Source organism: Lachnoclostridium sp. Marseille-P6806 (genome assembly GCF_964238185.1).
Lineage (GTDB): Bacteria > Bacillota > Clostridia > Lachnospirales > Lachnospiraceae > Brotaphodocola.
On sequence record NZ_CAXSLG010000002.1, the window covers coordinates 351603 to 374174 of the forward strand.

Consider the following 22572-nt stretch of genomic DNA (forward strand, 5'->3'; position numbering starts at 1 on the left):
GGGAGCACTGGCAGAAAAATCCATGTCAAGCTTGCTTCCCGTGAAACAATTGCAGCTATTTTGAAAAATACAAATCAAATAAGGCTCTTGCGATCGGCGCAGCCTCCCGTCCTCCGGATCCGCCCTCCTCTACAAGAACAGTCACTACCAGCTTCGGATCCTCTGCCGGGGCAAAGCCTGTAAACCAGGCATGGCTTTCCTTTCCCTTTTCAAACTCTGCAGAGCCTGTTTTTCCTGCCACTGCATAAGCGTCTGTACGGACAGCGGAACCCGTTCCTTCTGTTACCACCTGGCGCATCATTCCAGACAAAGCATCTGCCTCCGATGCACTCATCAGTTCTCCATACGTAGCAGGAAGAAACTTTTTCACTTCTTCTCCCTCTGATGTTTCCACCCGGTCAATCAGATAGGGCTTCATCAGCACACCTCCATTGGCAATGGATGCCGTAAGAAGCGCATTGTGAAGAGGAGTCATCTGGGTATTTCCCTGCCCGATGGCAGTCTGAAGCCGTTCCCAGTCTGAAGCCCCTGTTCCCATGGCATAGGAGCTTTTGCTGTAGGCAATGGATACGGGCAGTTGTCCATTAAACAAAAGACACTCCGCCAGATTCTGCATCTGCTCCAGATTCAGCTCCAGTCCAAGGCTGGCAAAGGCTCCATTGCAGGAATTTGCAAAGGCCTGAGGCAAATTCTGATGGCCGTGGGCGTTGCCATGATAACAGGAAATCGTGTAATCCCCATGCTCATAGGAACCGTCACAGTCAAAGGAAAATTCCTGCCAGGTATTGGGATGCTCCCGTATATATTCCAGAGCCGTCACAATTTTGAAAGTAGAGCCTGGCGGATATACCCCCTGAGATACCCGGTTTAACAGCTGGGCCTGGGTATTGTCGCCGGAAATCAGCGTTTCCCATTCCTGTCCCAGGGTGTTCGGATCAAATCCCGGTCTGGAAACCATGGCGAGGATTTTCCCTGTATCCGGTTCCAGAGCCACGACAGCCCCTTTTCGATCTCCCAGAGCTGCCTGTGCTGCCTGCTGCAGATCCACATCCAGGGTTGTAATTACATTATCTCCCAGATTCTTTCGATCTGCCAGCTGATTCAGCGTCTGCTCTGCCAGATTCATATGAGAGGACAGAAGATAAAAATTAGCCAGAGCCTCCAGTCCCGCCTTTCCATGATCTGAATATCCCACTGCATGGGCAAACAAATCCTGATAGGGATAGGTTCTCACCTCTGAACCGTCCTCCTGTACTGCAGTTTCTGCCAGCACTCTTCCGTCATTGCTTAAAATCTTTCCCCGGATAATCCGATCCGAAAAGCTGTCCAGGCGGGCATTATAAGAATTATTAATTACTGTCTCGCTCTGCACCTGCAGAAAATAACCAAAATATCCCATCAGGCATACAAACATTCCCACCACCGCATAGGTAATCAGCAGAATATGTTTATTCTCCCCGGGATTAGGCGTCTGTTTATTCATAGTCCTCCTCATCATTCTTTTTCAGAATGTACAGTCCCTGAAGCACTCCAAACACCATAAAGGTGCTGAGGATAGAGCTTCCTCCGTAGCTGACAAAGGGAAGGGTCACGCCTGTAGAGGGAATGAATTTTGTCACACCTCCCACAGTCAGGAAAACCTGGATTCCATAAACCATTCCCAATCCAAAGGCAATCAGCTTATAAAACAGAGCCTGCATTCTTCCTGCAATCATCATAAACTGAAGAAAGCAGCCCAGACAAATGAGCAGAATGCAGATAGCAAAAATGCCGCCCAGCTCCTCTGATACTGCCGCAAATACAAAATCCTTTTCCACCACAGGAATTTTGTAGGGCATCCCCTGATAAAGCCCCATTCCGAACCAGCCTCCTGTTCCTATAGCAAACAGAGACTGCGTAATCTGATATCCCCGGTTGTCAATATCCGCCCAGGGATCCCGCCAGGCTGCCACCCGGGTTCTCACATGGGCAAAGAGATAATAGGCCAGAACAGACGCCCCGCAGCCACAGCCCAGCCCGGCTCCCAGATAAAGCCATTTCCCTGTTGCCACAAACAGCATGGTCAGGTAGGTCAGGAAAAAAATCAGAGCGCTTCCCAGATCCTTTGACAGAACCAAAACCAGCACATGACCGGCTGCCACCGCTGTCACTGCAGCCACAGTTCTAAAATCCACAGACCTGTAAAACATAGCGGCTGCAAAAAATACAAAGGTAATTTTTACAAATTCCGATGGCTGAAAAGAAATCCCTGCAACAGTAATGGACAGCTGGGCCCCAAAGCTGTTATTTCCCACAACCCACACCAGGGCCAGAACTGCCAGACCGCCGATTCCGTAAAACCAGGGAATCTCTGCCAGCTGCCAGGCCCGATCCATCACAAAGGGAATGATCCAGGTAATCAGAGCCGCCACAGCCACAATCAAAAACTGTCTGACTGCCTTATCAAAGGAAAGCCTGGTCAGAATCATCAGCCCGATCATCAGAAGAATGCACATATTGTTCATCAGGATCCTGGACAGATTACGGTAAAAATACCGGGAAAGTCCCATATAGGCAGCAAAAAATACCATCTGAGCCAGGTAAAACAGAACCACTCTCTCATCCTCAGACTTCAGATACAAAACAGCATAAGCCAGCAAATGCATCAGAAACATCACAGCATTCTGCTTTGCGCATACCCGGTTCTGCTGCCAGACCTCCTGATATCGAAAATACCGGAAATTCCAGTAGGTGTAAAGCGCCATCAAAATAATCAGAAGATATTTTGACACCTCAATTATTACATTAACCATAAATCTCCTATTCCACGCCTCGTCTGAAATGGCCTCTTGTGAAATCCTTTATTGGCGATGGCGTATCCTTTCCATACCGGAAGTGATCCGCAAACGCATCCATAACCTCCTGAATCTGAGCCGGAGTCTCCGTAGTAAATACCAGCCTCAATCCCTCCGGCTGCAGCCTGAGCACTGCATCTTCCTGTCCCAGAAGACTCAATGGACTGGGATTGTAAATGGTATTGTAGCAGAACTGACAGTGATTTTTCACTGGAAGCTCTTTTCCTACTCTGTCACGAATCAAAAGCAGCTCTGGCTTTTTCGTACACCCCTTTGTAGTACGCACCACGCACTGGGCAGAAACCATAGCCGGATAGTGACCATAAATGGTCATCTCCCAGCCAATGCCCTCTGATGCCTCCTTCAGCTGTTCCAGCTCTCTGCTGTTTAGCTCCAGAGGGAAGGTCAGCCTTCCTGCGCCCATATGGATCATCTGCGCTGCCGCCTGATGATTCATGGCATATAGATTGGAATCAAACACAAGAGGAATCTGCCCCAGTCCCAGCTCTCTTAAAAAGCGGGGCTCCTCCATAGAACGGATTACCAGAACATCAAAACCGGCCTCTCTCAATTCCTTTGCAGCAGCCATAAAAAATTCTTCTGCCTCCTGACGGAAAATCTGAGGGAAAATCAGTCCGCAAAACTTGCCTGCTTGGTGGCATTGCTCTACTGCCTGTTTCCACAACTCCGGTCCAAAGCCTGTGCTGTCCAGATAAATACCGTCCACCTCCGGGTGCGCTGCTGCTACAGACAGTCCCTCTGGCGATTCCAGAGATACCAAAAATTCTGGACTTTTTCCTGACTTTACAAAGCTTCGCTCCTGTTCTTCCTTTGCTGCCGCAGAAACTGGCCGTTCAGTGACTCCTTCTTCGTTTTCACCCTCCGACTCTGCCTTTCTCCGGTAGGGAGAAAGGATTGCCTCCTCCAGCTGCTCCAATCCGGCTCTGCGAAGTCCATTTAATGCCTGTACCGGAAGGAAGCAGGAGCCCTCTGCCTGACCGGTCAGCTCTTCAAAGTAAAAGGGCGAGCCTCCCGTTTTCTGAATCTGTTTTAACAGCTTTTCTTCTGTCATCGGCTGATTCTGAGCTGTTTGAACCACCTCTCCGGAAACCGTCACAGACACAGGAGCTTTTTCCAAATACAAAGTCACTGGCTGCCCTTCTCTGGCTGTTACATGGCCCCGAATCGGCTCCTGCTTTCCACTGTGAACATATTCCGCATCCAGACGATCAAATAGCTGCTGATTGCCCTGTCGGAACGCCGGCTTTTCCTTCAGTGCAATCATATCCCTGCCATTGTGCTGCCGGTAGTATCCTTCCGTCTGTCCGCCCCGATCGAAAAGATCCAGAAGCATTTTCCGATCCTCATCGGATATCCGATAGCCCTCCCGTCCCCTGGCCAAATACTGATCTACATACTTGCGGTACACACTGACCACACCAGCCGTATACCGGGGACTTTTCATTCTCCCTTCAATCTTCAGGGAATAGACACCTGCCTCAATAATATCAGGAAGAATATCCAGCGTACACAGATCCTTTAAGCTCATCAGATAGCGGTTATCCTTCTCCTGCTGCCTCTTTTCTCTGTTCTTTCCCCCAGTCTTTTCTCCGCCGTTCTCTCTATTCTTCCTTCCTGTTCCCCGCTCTGAGCCTGTCCTAAAGGACAGGGCCTGTCCCGGCGCATCATAGGGAAGCCTGCAGGGCTGGGCGCATCGTCCCCTGTTTCCGCTTCGTCCGCCAATCAGGCTGCTTAACAGACACTGGCCGGAATAGCAGTAACAGAGAGCGCCGTGAACAAAGCTCTCAATCTCAATATCCACATGATCCCTGATCTGAGCAATCTCTGCCAGAGAAAGCTCTCTTGCCGTTACCACCCGGCTGGCTCCCAGCTCCTTCAACATAGCGGCGCTTCGCCATCCTGTAACCGTCATCTGAGTGCTGGCATGAATTGGAAGGTCCGGAAAATGTTTTCGGATAAACGAAAAAACCCCCATATCCTGAACAATCACTGCATCCAGCCCCCGTTCATAGCAGGGCATAAGAAAATCATACAGCTGTCCCAGCTCCTCTTCCTTTACTAATGTATTGACCGTCATATACAGGCTGCAGCCATGAAGGTGGGCATAATCAAGAGCCTCTAAAAACTGATCTCCCTCTGGATTCTCCGCATACGCCCGGGCTCCAAACCGGCTTCCTCCCATATATACTGCATCAGCCCCGGCATTTACCGCTGCCTTCATGCTTTCCACGGACCCGGCCGGAGCCAGGATTTCTACTGGTAATTTCACACGATTCCTCCTGAACAGTTATAACATAAAGCAGAGGATGACCCTTATGAAAAAAGAGCACCCCCTGAAGCTTTCACCTGCTGTTTTATTTTCTGTGTCTGTTACTATCTGCGTCAGAAGCTGTTTCCGACGCTTTTCGCACCAGTTCCTCTGCCCTTGCTTTCTCCTCCTGCATTTCCTTCTCCATAGCCTCCATCCGCATCTGCATGGTAATCAATTCATGCTTCAGGCTGTAGGCCTCTTTTTCCAGCAGCGCCTTCTGGCCGCTGAGCATATCTGCCCGCTCCTGCTCCTTAAAATAATCATCTGCAATATTCAGATGAATCATCAGGTTCTGATAATCCGCATTCTGCCTGGAAAAACCTCTCTGCTTCTTAATTGTGCCTATTTTTTCATTTAAATATGCTGCAACTCTCCGTAGATAGGCCTCATCTTCTGTGCCGCCCAGCGTATATACCACACCATCTATCAAAACTTCCGCATAATTTTTCTGACTCATATTCTCGGCTCCCGATTCTTTTGTTCCTTATTCCACCTGTCATCGCTTCTGTGGCCCGTTTTCCTTCCGGAATACAGGCATACAGTAACAGTGTACCATATCCTCATAGAATCAACAAGCAACTTTTCTAATGAATTTTCAAAACTCCACAGCCTGTTTTTCGTCACTCTCCAAAGGGAATTCCCAGATGGCGGTATGCACTCTCTGTCGCCACCCGTCCTCTTGGCGTCCGGTTCAAAAATCCGTTCATCAAAAGATACGGCTCATACACATCCTCCAGAGTTCCCGCATCCTCTCCCAGGGCCGCTGCCAGAGTATCCAGACCTACCGGACCCCCGCCAAACTTTTCAATCATCATCATCAGAATATTTCTGTCATTGTTATCCAGGCCCAGCTTATCCACATCCAGGATATCCAGGGCGAAATCAGCCACCTGCTTCGTAATGACCCCGTCATATTTCACCTGGGCGAAATCCCGAACACGTTTCAGCAGACGGTTGGCAAGACGAGGGGTTCCTCTGGAGCGCCGTGCAATTTCCGCTGCACCCTCCGGCTCTATCTCCACACCAAGAACACCGGCTGACCGCTCTACAATAATCTGCAGTTCCTCCGGCCGGTAAAACTCCATTTTCTGAATCACCCCAAACCGATCCCGCAAAGGCGCTGTGAGAAGTCCCGCTCTGGTTGTAGCTCCTACCAAGGTAAAATGGGGCAGATCCAGACGGATCGAACGGGCTGAGGACTCCTTGCCCAGCATAATATCAATAGCGAAATCCTCCATCGCCGGATAAAGCACCTCTTCCACCTGACGGTTCAGCCTGTGAATCTCATCTACAAAGAGAACATCTCCCTCCTGCAGATTATTGAGAATCGCCGCCATCTCCCCCGGCTTTTCAATAGCCGGTCCCGATGTCACCTTCATATGAACGCCCATCTCATTGGCAATAATTCCGGACAGGGTGGTTTTCCCCAGTCCCGGCGGACCATAAAACAGCACATGATCCAGAGACTCTCCTCTGGCCTTTGCAGCCTGCATATACACCTTCAGATTGCTTTTGATCCTTTCCTGCCCGATATATTCGTCCAGCAGCTGCGGACGGAGACTGGGTTCTATATATTTGTCTTCTTCGGTAATCTCTGTTGTTATGATTCTCCGCTCCATCTTACTCTCCACACTTGTTGTATTTGTCCCGCACTCAGATTGCCAGATACTTCAGAGATGCCTTTAAAACTGCCTCTACTGTCATATCCTCTGTGATCTCGATTTTCCGTACAGCCCTGGATGCTTCCGTCAGGGAATATCCCAATGCCACCAGCGCCTCTATAGCCTCTCTGCCGGTTCCCTCCATTCCGGATCCAGCCGTCTCTGCCGGTTCCATTTCGGCTCCAAAAGCAGAAGGCAGCACATCCTCCATCCGGATCCGATCCTTTAAATCCAGAATCACCCGCTTGGCTGTCTTAGGGCCAATGCCCGGAGCTCTGGCAATGGCTTTTGCATCCTCTGAGAGAATCGCCATTCGCAAATCATCTGGCTGCAGCGCAGACAGAATACCCAGAGCTGCCTTTGGGCCAATCCCATTGACTCCCAGAAGCTGGTTAAACATCTTCCGATCCTGGCTGTTGAAAAAGCCATACAGAGTCATGGCATCCTCTCTCACCTGAAAAGAAGTATAGATCTTGAGCTCCTCTCCGATTCTGGGCAAACGGTCAAGCACGGACAGAGGAACAAGAATATTCCATCCAATTCCGCCTGCTTCCACAACGATTCCACCCTCCCATACTTCCACCAAGGGTCCTTTTATATATGAAAACACTGATAAATTCCTCCTGCTGTTCACTTTACGGACATCATACCATAAGAAACTCCTGATTGCAATATGCCACCGAACAGACATTCGATTTCTTTTTATTTTCTCCTTCTCACAGGGATTCCTGCCTGGTGTTTTTTCATTGACTTTCTTTTTCCCTCCCTCTATAATCGAACAAGGAGGAAGACTATGATTACAATAACGAAAAAACTGGATTTGCCTGATACTTACCCCCTTGATCGGATTGGCCCTCTTTCTGAGCTTCTGTTTTTTGATATTGAAACCACCGGATTTTCCGGTGATTCATCCAATCTATATCTCATTGGCTGCACCTATTTTCAGGACGGCTGCTGGAATCTGATTCAGTGGTTTGCAGATACGGCTGCTGCAGAACCGGAGCTGCTTGACAGCTTCTTTTCTTTTCTGAAAAATTATAAAATCCTGATTCACTTTAACGGAGACGGATTTGACATTCCCTATCTGTTAAAACGGTGCCGCCATCTGAAAAAGGATTATGATTTTTCTGCTGTTACAAGCATTGATATTTACAAAAAAATCAGACCATACCGAAAACTGCTGGGACTGGAAAGCATGAAGCAGAAAGCCATCGAAGCATTTCTTGGCATTTCACGGACAGATCAGTACTCCGGAGGCCAGCTTATTGATGTATACCGTACCTATTTGAAGAACCATGACGATGAGCTGTATGATCTGCTGATCCTTCACAACGAAGATGATCTAAAGGGTATGCCGTCCATCCTTCCCATCCTCCATTACCCAGACTTTTTCGAAGGTAACATGTTTCTGAAAAGCCAGCAGATTCTTACAGAAGTCTGCAATGACGGAAACAAACGCCATCTTCTGGAGCTGATTTGCCAGAGTCCCTGCGCGGTTCCCGTTCCCTTTTCCTGCTGCCTTGAGCCGGTATCCTGCTTTGTTTCTCAGAACCAGCTGACCCTGGAGGTTACGCTGTTTGAAGGAGAGCTGAAGAATTTTTATTCCAACTATCAGAATTATTATTACCTGCCTGAGGAGGATCAGGCGGTTCCTAAGGCAGAGGCAGTCAGGTACAACCAGAGTGCCTGTGTCAAAGCCACTGCAAAAAACTGCTACACCAGAGAGCAGGGCGTTTTCCTTCCTCAGTTTACTCCCGTATGGGAACCAGCCCTGAAAAAAGAGCGAAGGGACAAATGCTCCTATGCTGCCCTGATTGATGTCTGTCTTCAGAATCCGGACAGTCTCTCTGCTTATTTAAAACAGCTTTTTTGTTATCTGAGCGTCAAATAAACCTCTGGGGATTTTTCCTGTATACTCTGGGAGAAATCCCTTTTTCTTTTTTAAACAAATCTCCAAAATAATTTCCATCAGAAAATCCGCACAGCTGAGCAATGTCAGCCACTGACAGCTCTGTTTCCAAAAGCATCCGGGACGCCTCCTTCAAACGGACATAATTCAAATATTCCTTATATCCAAAGCCTGTCAGCTTTTTAAATCGCCTGGAAAAATAAGCTGGACTCATGTGAACTCGTCCTGCCACCAGCTCCAGGGTAAGCGGTTCCCTAAAATGGTGATAAATATAAGAGGCCGCCTCCTGAATTTCAGCCTCCTGAGCTGCCGACTCTGCCACATCCTGAATTCTGGGGCTTTGATGCTCCAGCCGGTACCGTCCGCAAAAGGCCAGAAGCTCCAACAGATAATTGCGAATCAGCACATCAGAAAACACATCTCTGTTTTTCTGTTCTGAGAGAATTTTTTCCAGCAGATTTTCCACATATCTGCGCCGCCCCGGTTCTACAGAAATACAGGGCTTTCCCCTCAGGCGCCCCGACCAGTCCTTTCCCCACTGTATTTCCAGCTGCTTCATATGTTCAGGTGCAAATCCCACTGCAATCCGTTCATTTTCCCTGGTAAGGCCGTAGATGGTCCGGTGAAGCGCCTGGGGCTCAATCAGGATCAGATCCCCCGGCTCCAAATGATATATGGTATGGTTTAAAAAGATCCGGCATCTCCCTGTTGCCAGATAAAACAGCTCATAATAGCCGTGGCTGTGATCCGCTGTCATGGAAAAATCTACTGGACGCCGTTTTCTGCTGGCAAATACTCCCGAAGGCTTATCCTGCAGCTCCTCATCCTGCTGAACGTCAAAACATCCCTGACAAATTCCTTTTTCTTCTGTATCCATTCGCTCCAACTCCTTTTTTCTGAAAAGGCGGCACTGCTTCTGCCGCCCTTTTTTTTCTGCCACACTGTCTCTTTCCCAGCAGCACCTCTCTCTGCAGCGTCTTTATTCCTCTTCTTCCTTTATTGTATCACAATTCTGCAATCCAGACAAATAATCTGTAGTTTTTTTCATATAAGACGTTTATTCTGTAAAAAATATCCTTTTTTTGTTATAGGATAAGATTCGAAATTATCCTATGAGAAATGAGGAAACAGACATGAAAAATCAAGCGCAGCTTTCAGACAAGGACAAACAATTCCGGGATTTTTCCCTGCACGACAATATGTGGAGAGTCGTTCTCTATGTTGGCTTTCCACTGGCTCTGTACCAGAGCCTTACCCAGCTGTTTAAAATATTTGATTCCATGATGGCCGCTCATATCAGCGCCACTGCCGTATCCACTGTTGCCTACCTCTCCCAGATCAATTTGATGCTTTCTGCCCTGGGAGGCGGTCTTGCTGTCGGCGCCAGCATCAAAATCAGCGAGGCCTATGGATCCGGAGATTTTCAGCTGGTCAAAAAACGGGTCAGCACTCTGTTTGCCATGTGTGCGATTCTGGGACTGACCCTTCTGGTGGTTCTGGTTCCCTTTACTCCCCAGTTTCTTCGTCTTGCAAAAACGCCGGAGGAATTTATTGCAGGAGGAACCCAGTACTTTATTCTGGAGCTGTTCGGAATGGTTATCAGCTTCTTTAACAATGTTTACATTGCCATTGAACGGGCCAGAGGAAACTCCAAACGAATTCTGAATCTGAATATGGTAGTGATCGGACTGAAGCTGGCGCTGACGGCCCTCTTTGTTTATGTTCTCAACTGCGGAATCAATATGATCTCCGTTGCAACCATTATCTCCCAGACCTTCCTTCTGGCGGCCGCCTGCAAAAACCTGAACCAGAAGGACAATGCCTTCGGTTTTTCTCTGGCTGCCATCTCTTTAAAACCAGAGGTAACCAGACCTATGATTGCCCTGTCCATTCCGGTTATTGTTGAGAAGGTGGCATTTTCCTTTGGAAAGGTGATTGTAAACTCCATGAGTACCATTTACACTCCCCTGACCGTAGGTGCACTTGGAATTTCCAACAACATCGGCGGCTTCACCACCATGCCTCAAAATGGATTCCAGGAAGGGGGCTCTGCCATTATCAGCCAGAACCTGGGTGCCGGAGAACCAAAACGGGCTTTGAAGGCCTTCCAGTGCGTTCTGGTGATTGACGCAGCCATCGGAGTTTTCTTTATGACTCTGTCCCTGGTCTTTATCCGTCAGATCAGCTGGCTGTTTGCAGGCTCTGACGAGGAATTTCTTCAGATGATTGCCTCCATCTACCGGTACGAGGCTCTGGGTGCTGTTCCTCTCGGTATCAATGCCGCTGTTCTATCTCTGCTGTACGGCTTCGGAAAAACACGGCTGACCCTGGTCATTAATTTCTGCCGCGTCTTTCTCTTCCGCATACCGGTTCTGTGGTTTCTTCAGAACTTCACAGACCTGGGAAGCATCAGCGTGGGAATTGTCATGGGTATCAGCAACATTTTAACCGGAGCTGCCGCATCTCTTATTTGTATCTGGGAAATCCGGAAAATCTGTAAAGAATATCAGATTACCTTTTTCTGACAAAATCACAAACGGCTGAGAGAATTCTCTCAGCCGCTTTTGCGTATTATTTGCATAGTATTTTTTACTGTATTGCATTCATTTGCATTCTGTTGCTTGACTTGTCCTTTTTTTTCGATATAATTAAGAAAAGAAACCCTCAAGGAGGTCTTATCATGAGTGCAACTATCAAAGATGTGGCAAAGCTGGCCGGCGTCTCACCTTCCACAGTAACCAGAACCTGCCAGAATCAGCCGTCAATCAGTGAAGAAACAAAACGAAAAGTGCGCAGCGCCATGTCTGCCCTTGGATATACATCAAACTACCCGGATCCGCAGCAGACTTCTTCTGCTGTCAAATCAACTGCCATTGTATTTCCGCCTTTAAAACGCAGTGATCTTTCAGAAAACACCTTTTATCTGAAATCCAGCTGCGGCATTGCCAGTCTCTGCCGGGAGTACCGCTGGACCGTTTCCATGGTTATGGGAGAAACCGAGGAAGAGCTTCTGGAAAATGCCAAGCTCCTGATTGAGAGCGGACGGGCCGATTCCTTTCTTTTTCTGTATTCCAAAAATCAGGATATCCTGATTGATTATTTTCATTCTGCCGGAATTCCCTATGTACTGATTGGAAAGGTTTCCGCCTACCCCAACGAAACCATTTATGTTGACAGCGACAATCTGCTTGCAGCAAGAGAGGCTGTGGATTATCTCATTGAACTGGGCCATTCCCGGATTGCCTTTTTAAATGGGGATACATCCTTTCTTTTTAACCAGGATCGCTATGCGGGGTACGTACAGTCCCTGATGCAGCATCAGCTTCCCTTCCTTCCGGAATATACCTTTCACATGGAAGACCTGTCCCGGGAAGAGGGCCTTGCAAGGATGAGGTCTGTTTTTACCGGCCAGTCGGCGCCAACCGCCCTTCTTGTCAGTGATGATATGCTGATTCGCGAGCTGGAATGCCGTCTGATTGAGTGGCATATCAGGATTCCGGAGCAGCTTTCCCTGATTACCTTTAACGATTCTTCCATTGCCCTTCACCATGTACCGCAGCTGACTGCCATTGATATCAATCCCTGGCAGCTGGGCGCAGAGGCTGTCCGTCAGCTGAAGCTTTACTCGGATTCCCCTATGGATATGGTATCAAAGGTGCTGGTTCCTCACCGGCTGGTCCTCCGCGATTCCTGCGCGCCCCTTCCCAGCAGGGCAGTTTAAAATTGGTTATTTAATAATCCAGAGTATGGGAAAAATGAACCTCGCCAAACTTCTAACACTGGGGGCGGTTCAGACTTTCACATACTCCGGATTTAATTTTCACAGACTGTAATAATACGGGTATTCCTGAAAGGCCTCTTCCACCATCCTGATAAAATTACGTTCTGTATCCGAAAAATGTTTTCCAGTCTCATATATCATGATTTTCTTTACCATAGGATGAAAATTTAACGGAATTAATGCAATATCATCAGGTACTCGACTATATGGTGTAAAACAATAATAATTTTCCAGATACAGCGTTGTTGTAAGAAATTCCAGATTATCCATACAAGCAATATGTTTTTTCGAACTCATCTTCAAAGCCGGAAGAATCTCTTCCAAAACCCGTTTTCGAATCATGGGAATATCAGAAATTGTCAGTTTAAGTGACTCCAAAAGAGCATAATCCTGTTCCAGAAGAACTCCCTGACTTAAGTCCATTTTCTGATAACAAGGATTGCTTTTTGATATAACCAGCATCAATTCATATTCCCTTAAAGTCTTTATCTCCACATTGGGAAAGGAAAGCTTCGGATCATCCATATATGATGTCACAAACCCCAATTCTATACTTCCCGATAAAAGTGCTTCATAAATTTCCTGAGACTTTTGCACCACAGGGCGCAGTGCTACCTGAGGGTACAGCATTTTAAATTCCTGCAGAATATGATTAAATACAGGTGCACTGCTTGACAAAACTCCAATATTCAGAGTTTCCTGATTGTGCTGATACAGTTCTGCATACAGCTGATCTCTTATCTGCAGGATTCTACTGCATGCGTCTACATATTTTTTCCCTTCTTTTGTAATATTTAAAACATTATTTTTTCTCCGAAAAAGAGATATCCCCATCGTTTTTTCCAGCTTAGTCAGATAAATACTCAATGTAGGTTGTGAAATATGCAATCGTTCCGCTGCTTTTGATATATTTTCCTCTTTTGCGATTTCTACAATGTATTCCAGATGATGCAAATCCATAGTTCTCTCCTGTCGTGTACTCTTTATCCATATCTTTCTATAGTTTTTCGCTATACCATTATATATAAACTAAAGTATACTTTTTTTCAATAACATTTATAATTAAAATTACAAAATCACCCCGGGGAATCAACAAAGAAAGGATACATAGACAATGATAAAAGTACAGGCAAACTGTTCCAGTAAAATGACAGAAGAACAGATGCAGTCTATACGCGGAATGGGAATCGAATATCTGGCAGTCAACTTTCTTATGGAAGATGCCACTTATGATGGTATTATGAAATTTAAAGAAAAAGCAGCACGCTGCCATTTGACTATTTCTGATGCAGGCTGTCCCAATCTTCAGAAATGTCCCGACATCCATCTCGGAAAACCAACCCGGGATCTGTGGATCGAACGCTACAATGAATTTACCAGAGCTCTTGGAAAAGCCGGAATTCCTGTCAATTATCTTGCTTGGCAGCCAAATGGTATTTTCCGTACAAGAATCGGATCCGGAATCCACAATCGAGGAGAACAATCCTTTATCTGTGACATGGATGAAATTTTGTCCCGTCCGATTTCCAATGACAGAGAATACGGTGAGGAAGAAATCTGGAACAATTTTAAATATTTCATGGATCGTGCACTTCCTGTATGCGAAGAAGCCGGTGTCAAACTCGCTCTTCATCCTAATGATCCTCCTGTTCCTTCCCTTGGAGGTGTTCATAGCTTAATCTGGAATACAGACTGCTACAAACGAGCGTTTGCCATGGTGGAAAACAGTCCTTATCTTACTATGAAGATGTGTATCGGATGCTGGCTTGAAAGCGAAAACTTTGGTAATCTCATGGATGATATTAAAACCTTCTGCCAGGAAGACAAAATTTCCATTGTTCATTTCCGCAATGTCAGTTCAGTTATGCCCTATTTTGAGGAAACGCTTCTAGAAGACGGATATGCAGATATGTATGCTATCATGAAACAGTTGATCCAATGCGGATACAACGGATACCTTAACATTGACCATCCGTTCTTTAACCAGGACGGAAAAACCATATCTGATACATCTGCAGCCTATTTTATGGGTTACATGAAGGGTATGCTTCACAGCGCTGAAAAAGAATTGTCTGCCAAATAATGCTTCTCATACCTGACTAGGAGGAAATCGTATGAATATTCATTTAATCATTACTCTGGCCGTGCTTCTTCTCATGATTATCGGCTTTTTATGCGGCAAATTCAAGCTTGGCTTGGTTGCCATGACTGCTTCCACTGTTTTATGTCTCACCGGTGTCCTTACATTCAGCGAAACCTATGCCAGCTTCAGCGACAAAAATGTTGTTATGATTGCCGGCATGTTTCTGTTAAGCGGCGCACTCAGCAAAACAAGTCTTGTTCCAAAAATGAAAACTCTTCTTATGAGTCATTCCGGAAAAAGTCAGCTGATCGTTTTCGTTTACATGCTTTCCTGTCTGATATTAATCCAGTTCAGCATGCCTACTGCTCTAATCAGTATGTTTCTTCCTTTTATGGCCGCCTTCGATGACAGCAGCAGGGTTCAGCCCTCCCATCTTTTGTTTCCCGGAGCTGTTCTTGCACACTGTTGCCAGGGACTTCTTCCCGGCGCATACTTTGTCATGATCAATGGCCTTTTGGAAGCAAACGGTTCACCAGTTATGATTGAAGCTCTTGATTATACCAAGGTGATCCTTGTTCCTTCTCTCCTGGCTTTCGCCTATATCCTTCTAATCGGATGGAAAGGTCTTCCAGGAAACAAAATTGTCACCAGCACCATTCACTCTGGAAATTCTCAGAAGGAATCCCTGACACCTGTGCAGGAAAATATTGTCTATGTGATTTTCTTCCTGAATTTCCTGGGAATTCTCTTCCAGAAATACCTTCCCTTTGGCATGTATGTCCTTCCTGTTGCTGCAGTTATTCTGCTGTGTTATCTGAATATTCTTAACTTAAATGATATTAAGAATTTTATTAATCTGGACACAATCTTTATGCTGGCCGGTGTTATTCCCATGGGAACTGCCATGCAAAAAACAGGTGCGGGCGCTGTTGTATCAGATTTTATTATGGGACTTCTGGGAGGAAACCCATCTCCAATGTTGATGCTCTTTGCCTTCTACTTTGCCGGAGCAATTCTGACACAGTTTATGAGCAATACTGCAACCCAACAGGTATTCGTTCCCCTTGCCATTGTTACCGCACTTTCTCAGGGACTGGATCCTCGCCCCTTTACCATGGCAATTTTCGCCGGATGTACCGCTGCCATGCTGACACCAACCGGATCTCCTTCCATTGCCATTGCTTTCGGAGCCGGGCAATACAAGATTAAAGATATTTTAAAAGTTTTTCTTCCTCTCTGGCTCCTTTACGGCATTGCAACCTGCTTCATGGCAAATCTGTTTTTTCCAATGGTATAAAGAGGAACTACAAGAAACAGCCGGGAGCTTCCCCTTTTTGGGGGAATCTCCCGGCTGTCTCTCTTCTTTCCGGAAAGCCTCAGCGAACAATCATGGCTTCCCGCTCTGCCCCTGTTCCAATGAATTTTACCGGAATGCCAATGTACTCTTCAATAAAACGGATATAGGCCTTTGCATTTTCCGGCAGCTCCTCAAAGGTCTTGCAGTCTGAAATCTCTCCGAAATTCCCGTCAAATTCCCGATAAACCGGCTTTGCACTGTTTAAAAACTTCAGGTTGGTGGAAAAATCCTCTGTCACTTTGCCATCACAGTCGTAAGCAACGCAGACTTTAATCCGGTCAAACTGGCCAATGGTATCCAGATGATTGACTGCCAAAGCTGTCAGTCCATTGACGCGCTTTGCATATTTTAAGGTTACCAGATCCAGCCAGCCGCATCGTCTTGGACGTCCCGTCGTCGTTCCGTACTCATGGCCCAGTTCCCGGATGCGATCTCCTGTTTCATCCAGAAGCTCTGTCACAAAAGGACCGGCTCCCACACGGCTGGAATACGCCTTGATCACACCGTAAACATTTCCCATATCTGCAGAACTCATACCGGTTCCAGTAATAATTCCGCCAATCGTTGGATTGGAGGAGGTTACATAGGGATAGGAGCCAAAATCAATATCGAGGAGAGTCGCCTGGGCGCCTTCCACTACAATTTTTTTATTTTCCTCCATTGCTTTATGAAGATAGGTAACTGTATCGCAGACATAGGGCTTTAGCTTCTCTGCATAAGCTGTATACTGCTCATAAATCTTCTCCGGATCCAGCAGTTTTTTTGCGTCCTCATTCTCCGGATCGTAAAACTCCACCAGAGCTTTTTTATGCTCTACCAGAGCTGTCAGTTTTTCACGGAAATCGTCGCTGTACAGATCCTCAGCCCGAAGTCCGCTGCGCTCATACTTATCGCAGTATGCAGGTCCGATTCCCTTTCCTGTGGTTCCGATTTTCAGATTCTTCCTGGCCTTCTCTAAGGCCAGATCCAGCATACTGTGATAAGGCAGAATAATGTGTGCTTTCTCGCTGATTTTTAAATGATTCTTTATCTCATATCCGTGGGAAACCAGATTGTCAATTTCCTTCAGAAGAACCTCAGGATTCAGAACAACACCGTTTCCAATTACTCCAACCGTGTGACCGGACAGAATTCCGGAAGGAATCAGATGCATTGCATATTTTACTCCGTTTGTCTTAATTGTATGACCGGCATTGTCTCCGCCTGTAGCCCGCACGGCAATATCCGCGTCTGCTGCCAGGTAGTCAATGACCTTTCCCTTTCCTTCATCTCCATAAAAACAACCTAATACCACATCTGCTTTAGACATAATCCGTCTCCTTCGCTATGAATTGCAACCGTTCAGCCATGCATCTTCTTGCCCGCTTACAGCAGACAAGAAGCATCGGGCGTGCTCCCTATAAAGATTCAGACAGGACAAATCTTATAAAAACAAGCTTTCAGCGCTTTTTTCTGTCTGAATCTTCACATAGCTGAACTGTTGCTATGAATTAAAAAGAAATTTTATTTCCTGATTATAACAGGATAACCTTTCCTATGACACAAAAAACGTGCAGCCCTGGAAGCTCTTTCTTCCTCTGCTGCACGCTTATTTTATCACTTTTTCTACAAAAAACACAATACCTGATCTGTATAAAATCCAGAACCGATTTCAAAAAAATTTTGTCTGTATAACACAGTTTTTATCGGCATCTTCCAGGATTAATTTGTAAAATTATCAAAGTATCCCTGTACCAGAATAATGGGAGTTCCCTTGTCTCCGGAACCGCTGGTCAAATCGCAGAGAGAACCGATTAAATCGGTCAGGCGACGCGGAGTTGTACCCTGAGAAGCCATGTTTCCTACCAAATTGTCTTCCTTCTCCTGAATCCGTTTGGAGATAGCATCCTTCAATGCCTGACCGGACAGATCCTTAAAATCATTGTCAGCCAGATATTTTAACTTCAGCTCATTGGGAGTTCCCTCCAGACCGTCCGTATAAGCCGGAGAAACCACCGGATCTGCCAGCTCCCAGATCTTTCCTACCGGATCCTTAAATGCACCGTCACCGTATACCATAACCTCTACATGCTTTCCGGTTTTATCCAGAATCTGGCTCTGAATATCCAGAACAAAATCACGGCACTCTCTCGGGAAGAGCTTAATCGTATCCTCTGTGGACTTGTTAGATCCCAGAAGACCATATCTCTCATTGCATCCGCTTCCGTCAACCGGAGCGTTCATAATATCATCCAGACCGCATACCCTCTCTGCGCCTGCTGCCAGAAGAATTCTCTTGGTTCTTGCGCGGGTATGAATATCGCAGGTCAGAACATTCTTTGTATAGTCTAAAATTGCTCTGGGATTGTTGGCAAATACCACTTCAACCTCAGCGCCGGCCTCTCTGACAATCTGACTGTAGTAGTCCACATAGTCTACGCCGGTGAAGGGATGGCGGTTCTCACCAAACAGGCTTCTGTACTGCTCCAGAGACAGCACATCGCTGTAGGGATTGATGCCTGCTTCATCCAGCTTATCCAGAGATACCAGTTCGTTGCCTACCTCATCACTGGGATAGCTTAACATCAGCACAACTTTTTTTGCGCCCATGGCAATTCCCTTTAAACAGATTGCAAAACGGTTTCTTGACAGAATCGGGAAAATCACACCAACAGTTTCTCCGCCAAGCTTTGCCCTTACATCCTCCGCGATTGCCTGGACACTGGCATAGTTTCCCTGTGCTCTCGCCACAACAGACTCGGTTACTGCAATAACATCCCGGTCTCTTAATGCAAATTCTTCACTTTCAGCCGCTTCCAGCACACTGGTTACCACGATGTCAGCCAGATTATCTCCTTCACGGATAATTGGGCAGCGGATGCCTCTTGATATTGTTCCAACTTTTCTTTCGCTCATTTGAATCTCCTCATTTCCTGATTCTGTAATTATTCCGCAGCTTCTGCCGGTAAACAAAACCGCAGTGTCTTTTGTGCCTGCAGGCAGTCCGGAACAGGTACGCAATCACTCATATTGATGCTTAACGTATCTATTATAACGTATGACAGGCAAATCGGCAACAAAAAACTGCATAAAAATAAGGCAGTTCTTATGTCGTTTCCCTGAGAAAAGGAAAAACTACAGGTAAGACTTACTTGAAATAAACGGATCCCTATATTATACTGATAGAAGGATTTTACTGAAATCAGTGATTTTTACTAAGATTATTGATAATTTGTAACTGTTCAGGACGGGCCATCTTCTTATCCGGCAAAGCCGGACGAGAAGCATCGGAGATTCCTCCGATGTGAAAACTGGAAAAAAATCCTCTTACAACAAACTTGACACTGATTTTTCTGCCAGTTTTCGTCCTGAATAGTTACGATATTTTACAGAAATGGAGTTTTATATTTATGATTTTATCCTGCAGCCATATCAGCAAGGCCTTTGGTACGGATCAGATTCTTTCCGAGGTATCCTTTCATATAGAAGATCAGGAAAAAGCCGCCATTGTAGGCATTAATGGAGCCGGCAAATCCACCCTGCTGAAAATCATCGTAGGTGAGCTGAACGCCGATACAGGAGAGGTAGTTCTTTCCAAGGGAAAAACCCTGGGCTATCTGGCCCAGCACCAGGATCTGGACAGCGCCAAAACCATTTATGAAGAATTAAAAGAAGTAAAACGCCCCATTATTGAAATGGAACAGCAGATTCGAAGTCTGGAGTTAAGTATGCAGCATGCCTCCGGCGAGGAGCTGGAGCAGCTGCTTTCCTCCTACAGCCGTTTAAACCATACCTTTGAGCTGGAAAACGGCTATGCCTGGAAAAGCGAGCTGACCGGCGTATTAAAAGGCCTGGGCTTTACGGAAGAGGAATTTTCCAAAGAAGTCTCCACTCTTTCCGGAGGACAGAAAACACGGGTTTCCCTTGGAAAGCTTCTTCTGTCCAAACCAGATGTGATTCTTTTGGACGAGCCAACCAACCATCTGGATATGGAATCCATCTCCTGGCTGGAAAACTATCTGTTAAACTATAACGGCGCTGTTGTCATTGTCGCTCATGACCGGTATTTCTTAAACCGGGTTGTCACCAAAATCGTGGAGCTGGAACAGGGTCATTGCAGTGTGTACCAGGGCAATTACACTGCCTACAGCGAAAAAAAGGCCATGATCCGTGCTGCTCAGATGAAGGCCTACTTAAACCAGCAGCAGGAAATCCGCCATCAGGAAGAGGTAATTGCCAAATTAAAATCCTTTAACCGGGAAAAATCCATCAAACGGGCAGAAAGCCGTGAAAAAATGCTTTCCAAAATTCAGGTTCTGGATAAGCCGGCTGAGGTCAACGATGAAATGCACATTTCCCTGGAGCCAAATATTGTCAGCGGCAATGACGTGCTGACCATCCGGGATCTGGCAAAGTCCTTTGGTTCCCAGAAGCTGTTTTCCCAGGTGGATATTGATATCAAACGTGGAGAAAGAGTTGCTGTCATCGGCAACAACGGAACGGGAAAAACCACCCTTTTAAAAATGATCAACGCCATGGTTCCATCCGACAGCGGAACTATTACCCTTGGCTCCAAGGTTCATATCGGCTATTATGATCAGGAACACCATGTGCTTCATATGGAAAAAACGGTATTTGAGGAGGTTTCCGATGCTTACCCCAATCTGACCAACACTCAGGTCCGCAATATTCTGGCCGCCTTCCTTTTCACTGGAGATGATGTATTTAAACGGATCTCTGATTTGAGCGGCGGAGAGCGGGGACGGGTTTCTCTTGCAAAGCTGATGCTTTCCGAAGCTAATTTCCTGATTCTCGACGAGCCGACCAACCATCTGGACATTACCTCCAAGGAGATCCTGGAGGATGCGCTCCGTCACTACACCGGAACCGTCCTTTATGTGTCCCATGACCGATACTTTATCAACCAGACCGCAACAAGAATCCTGGAGCTGACGGGACAGACCTTCTTAAATTATATTGGGAACTATGATTATTATCTGGAAAAACGGGAACTGATGAATCAGCTTTACACGGATCCGTCTGTCAGCGGAAGCTCTGGCTTTTCCGGTGCTGTAGCTGCTGCCGGAAGAGGAAGTTCTACCTCAGACAGCAGCGCTGCCGCAAAATATGCAGCTGCTTCCTCTGCATCGCTTCAGTCTGAAAATAAGATGGACTGGAAAGCACAGAAGGAGGAGCAGGCCCGTATCCGCAAACGTCAGAATGACCTGAAAAAAACCGAAGAGGAAATTCTTCGCCTGGAAACAAGAGATGGAGAAATTGATCAGCTTCTCAGCCAGGAAGAAATATACACAGATGTTTCCCGGTTAATGGAACTGAATCAGGAAAAAGAATCCATTCAGAGCAGCCTGGAAGAGCTTTATGAAAAATGGGAAGAGCTGGCAGATTAATCCGCCAGCTCTTCTGCTGTATTTGAGGATCCCTTCCCCTGCCTCTGCTTTCCAGAAACTCCAGGACCATATCCCTTTTCTGTATTTTCCCACCAGAGCCGTTCCAGATCCTCCTTCCGCCTTTTCTCCAGCCGTTCTCCCATCCGTTTTCCGGCTTCCTCCGTTTCGGCAGAAACTAAAATCTCATCGAGAATCCTCCCGGCTTCAGGAGAACGCTTTAACACCTCATCCCGCGTTTCTTCGTCCACATAAGCCGCAAACAGGCTGCCAAAATAAACCTGCGCCTCTCCGGAATAAATATCCGGAATCTGAAGAAGGGGCTGCAGCTGTTTTGCCTCTTTCCAAAGCGCCTGCATCCACTGACTGTCTTTCCGATAGCACCCTGATGCAAAGCCCACATACTCTCCAAAAGCCTGGAGCACTGCTTCCGGCCTGGTAAACTTTACTTTTTTGTAATAGGTATCTGTGCTGTGATACACATAATAAATTCCCTGACTGGTATTTGGTGCCTCAAAAAACTTTTTATTCGGATAAAACAGAAACTGCCAGTCCTCCTTTGCAAACCGTGCCAGCCAGGAACGGGGAATCTGATACAGATAATCCGTCAGAAGATCCCTCGCCTCTCCGTCAGGCGTTCCAGCGCCTGCAATCCGAATATCATGAGTCTCATCCGGTTGCCCATCTTCATTCAAATAGGACAAATCCAGATACTGATTCCATGCCATGTGTCCATTGCTGAAAAAATAATACCGCTTTCCATCAATTCCATGAAATCCGCCCTCTGTCATTCTTCCCTCTGAATCAAACCAGTACCATTCATCCTCAAAGGAAAGCCAGCCTGTATGAACAGAGCCATCCTCTCTCTGATAATACCAGTGGTGATCTGCCCTGTACTCCCAGCGGGGATCTCCGCTTCCTGGAGCATCCATAGCAAGAGCCTGACTTCCTCCTGCCAGAGAGAAAACAGCCAGAGCTGCCGCTGCCAGAACACCCTTTGTCTTTTCTATTTTATTCATTGCTGAATTTTCCTCTCTGCTGCGCAGTCTTTCTTCCTTCGCAGGGCACATTCCCGCGCCGGAGTGCGGCTGCATCAGCATCCTTCTTCCTCTCACGCAGTACTCATCTCTGCGGTGCGCTTTCATTTCAAAGAACAAAACTTCCTGTATAAGAAAGAAGCTCGCTCGCGAGCTTCTCCGCCTGCGGCGGGTCGCTTCATCAGCCCAATTCT

The 22572-nt window shown here is 46.6% G+C and carries 17 protein-coding genes; 6 read left to right on the top strand and 11 right to left on the bottom strand.

The genetic code is table 11. The features are described from left to right. Positions 1-55 precede the first annotated feature (55 nt). The 6 genes from ACESON_RS03655 to ruvA form a co-directional block, all read right to left on the bottom strand. Entirely contained in the window at positions 56-1483 is a 1428-nt protein-coding gene (locus ACESON_RS03655; RefSeq protein WP_373108566.1) for a peptidoglycan D,D-transpeptidase FtsI family protein, read from the bottom strand. After that, positions 1476-2792 carry an FtsW/RodA/SpoVE family cell cycle protein gene (locus ACESON_RS03660; RefSeq protein ID WP_373108567.1) on the bottom strand — a complete coding sequence of 439 codons (1317 nt, stop codon included), beginning with the start codon at positions 2790-2792 and terminating at the stop codon, positions 1476-1478. Before ACESON_RS03660 ends, ACESON_RS03655 begins: the two co-directional genes overlap by 8 nt. Before the next feature lie 7 nt (positions 2793-2799). Continuing rightward, complete coding sequence (locus ACESON_RS03665; RefSeq protein ID WP_373108619.1) at positions 2800-5076, bottom strand: DUF3656 domain-containing protein; 2277 nt, start codon at positions 5074-5076, stop codon at positions 2800-2802. Positions 5077-5209: 133 nt separating this feature from the next. Further along, on the bottom strand, positions 5210-5623 hold the full coding sequence (locus tag ACESON_RS03670) for a cell division protein ZapA (protein WP_177960169.1): 414 nt from the start codon (positions 5621-5623) through the stop codon (positions 5210-5212). 163 nt (positions 5624-5786) lie between these two features. Further along, complete coding sequence (gene ruvB, locus ACESON_RS03675; RefSeq protein ID WP_177993948.1) at positions 5787-6785, bottom strand: Holliday junction branch migration DNA helicase RuvB; 999 nt, start codon at positions 6783-6785, stop codon at positions 5787-5789. Between the two features lie 34 nt (positions 6786-6819). Next, on the bottom strand, positions 6820-7437 hold the full coding sequence (ruvA, locus tag ACESON_RS03680) for a Holliday junction branch migration protein RuvA (RefSeq protein ID WP_373108568.1): 618 nt from the start codon (positions 7435-7437) through the stop codon (positions 6820-6822). A gap of 183 nt (positions 7438-7620) precedes the next feature. On the opposite strand from ruvA, the gene ACESON_RS03685 reads away from it, so the two are divergent. Continuing rightward, positions 7621-8718, top strand: coding sequence for a ribonuclease H-like domain-containing protein (locus tag ACESON_RS03685; protein WP_373108569.1), 1098 nt, complete (start codon positions 7621-7623; stop codon positions 8716-8718). Here ACESON_RS03685 and ACESON_RS03690 read toward each other — a convergent pair. Next, on the bottom strand, positions 8711-9676 hold the full coding sequence (locus ACESON_RS03690) for an AraC family transcriptional regulator (RefSeq protein ID WP_373108570.1): 966 nt from the start codon (positions 9674-9676) through the stop codon (positions 8711-8713). The genes ACESON_RS03685 and ACESON_RS03690 overlap by 8 nt on opposite strands. A gap of 193 nt (positions 9677-9869) precedes the next feature. Here ACESON_RS03690 and ACESON_RS03695 point away from each other — a divergent pair, with 193 nt between their 5' ends. Further along, a complete protein-coding gene (locus ACESON_RS03695; protein WP_373108571.1) occupies positions 9870-11261 on the top strand; it encodes an MATE family efflux transporter in 1392 nt (463 codons plus the stop codon). 155 nt (positions 11262-11416) lie between these two features. Further along, complete coding sequence (locus ACESON_RS03700; RefSeq protein ID WP_177958104.1) at positions 11417-12457, top strand: substrate-binding domain-containing protein; 1041 nt, start codon at positions 11417-11419, stop codon at positions 12455-12457. A gap of 99 nt (positions 12458-12556) precedes the next feature. On the opposite strand, the gene ACESON_RS03705 is transcribed toward ACESON_RS03700, so the two are convergent. Next, complete coding sequence (locus tag ACESON_RS03705) at positions 12557-13477, bottom strand: LysR family transcriptional regulator (RefSeq protein ID WP_177958105.1); 921 nt, start codon at positions 13475-13477, stop codon at positions 12557-12559. Positions 13478-13631: 154 nt separating this feature from the next. On the opposite strand from ACESON_RS03705, the gene ACESON_RS03710 reads away from it, so the two are divergent. Beyond that, a complete protein-coding gene (locus tag ACESON_RS03710) occupies positions 13632-14600 on the top strand; it encodes a mannonate dehydratase (protein WP_177958106.1) in 969 nt (322 codons plus the stop codon). A gap of 31 nt (positions 14601-14631) precedes the next feature. Next, complete coding sequence (locus ACESON_RS03715) at positions 14632-15897, top strand: SLC13 family permease (protein WP_177958107.1); 1266 nt, start codon at positions 14632-14634, stop codon at positions 15895-15897. A gap of 79 nt (positions 15898-15976) precedes the next feature. Here the strand turns inward: ACESON_RS03715 and ACESON_RS03720 are convergent, their stop codons facing one another. Together ACESON_RS03720 and ACESON_RS03725 are read right to left on the bottom strand one after the other, a co-directional pair. Next, positions 15977-17266: an adenylosuccinate synthase gene (locus ACESON_RS03720; RefSeq protein ID WP_373108572.1), complete on the bottom strand. Its 1290-nt coding sequence runs from the start codon at positions 17264-17266 to the stop codon at positions 15977-15979. A gap of 392 nt (positions 17267-17658) precedes the next feature. Next, positions 17659-18852, bottom strand: a complete 1194-nt coding sequence (locus ACESON_RS03725) for a coenzyme F420-0:L-glutamate ligase (protein WP_177959024.1) — start codon at positions 18850-18852, stop codon at positions 17659-17661. Between the two features lie 494 nt (positions 18853-19346). Between ACESON_RS03725 and ACESON_RS03730 the strand changes: the two genes are divergently transcribed. Continuing rightward, positions 19347-21344 carry an ABC-F family ATP-binding cassette domain-containing protein gene (locus ACESON_RS03730; RefSeq protein ID WP_373108573.1) on the top strand — a complete coding sequence of 666 codons (1998 nt, stop codon included), beginning with the start codon at positions 19347-19349 and terminating at the stop codon, positions 21342-21344. Here ACESON_RS03730 and ACESON_RS03735 read toward each other — a convergent pair. After that, complete coding sequence (locus ACESON_RS03735; RefSeq protein ID WP_373108574.1) at positions 21341-22360, bottom strand: hypothetical protein; 1020 nt, start codon at positions 22358-22360, stop codon at positions 21341-21343. The two genes, ACESON_RS03730 and ACESON_RS03735, sit on opposite strands and share 4 nt — an antisense overlap. Positions 22361-22572: the final 212 nt, after the last annotated feature.

Excerpts from the sequence above, each read along its gene's own strand:
- ACESON_RS03665 (WP_373108619.1), bottom strand. The coding sequence starts at position 5,076 with ATGAAGGCAGCGGTAAATGCCGGGGCTGATGCAGTATATATGGGAGGA.
- ACESON_RS03670 (WP_177960169.1), bottom strand. The coding sequence starts at position 5,623 with ATGAGTCAGAAAAATTATGCGGAAGTTTTGATAGATGGTGTGGTATAT.
- ACESON_RS03725 (WP_177959024.1), bottom strand. The coding sequence starts at position 18,852 with ATGAGCGAAAGAAAAGTTGGAACAATATCAAGAGGCATCCGCTGCCCA.
- ruvB (WP_177993948.1), bottom strand. The coding sequence starts at position 6,785 with ATGGAGCGGAGAATCATAACAACAGAGATTACCGAAGAAGACAAATAT.
- ACESON_RS03700 (WP_177958104.1), top strand. The coding sequence starts at position 11,417 with ATGAGTGCAACTATCAAAGATGTGGCAAAGCTGGCCGGCGTCTCACCT.
- ACESON_RS03715 (WP_177958107.1), top strand. The coding sequence starts at position 14,632 with ATGAATATTCATTTAATCATTACTCTGGCCGTGCTTCTTCTCATGATT.
- ACESON_RS03735 (WP_373108574.1), bottom strand. The coding sequence starts at position 22,360 with ATGAATAAAATAGAAAAGACAAAGGGTGTTCTGGCAGCGGCAGCTCTG.
- ACESON_RS03655 (WP_373108566.1), bottom strand. The coding sequence starts at position 1,483 with ATGAATAAACAGACGCCTAATCCCGGGGAGAATAAACATATTCTGCTG.
- ACESON_RS03730 (WP_373108573.1), top strand. The coding sequence starts at position 19,347 with ATGATTTTATCCTGCAGCCATATCAGCAAGGCCTTTGGTACGGATCAG.
- ACESON_RS03685 (WP_373108569.1), top strand. The coding sequence starts at position 7,621 with ATGATTACAATAACGAAAAAACTGGATTTGCCTGATACTTACCCCCTT.
- ACESON_RS03720 (WP_373108572.1), bottom strand. The coding sequence starts at position 17,266 with ATGTCTAAAGCAGATGTGGTATTAGGTTGTTTTTATGGAGATGAAGGA.
- ACESON_RS03710 (WP_177958106.1), top strand. The coding sequence starts at position 13,632 with ATGATAAAAGTACAGGCAAACTGTTCCAGTAAAATGACAGAAGAACAG.
- ACESON_RS03660 (WP_373108567.1), bottom strand. The coding sequence starts at position 2,792 with ATGGTTAATGTAATAATTGAGGTGTCAAAATATCTTCTGATTATTTTG.
- ACESON_RS03705 (WP_177958105.1), bottom strand. The coding sequence starts at position 13,477 with ATGGATTTGCATCATCTGGAATACATTGTAGAAATCGCAAAAGAGGAA.
- ACESON_RS03695 (WP_373108571.1), top strand. The coding sequence starts at position 9,870 with ATGAAAAATCAAGCGCAGCTTTCAGACAAGGACAAACAATTCCGGGAT.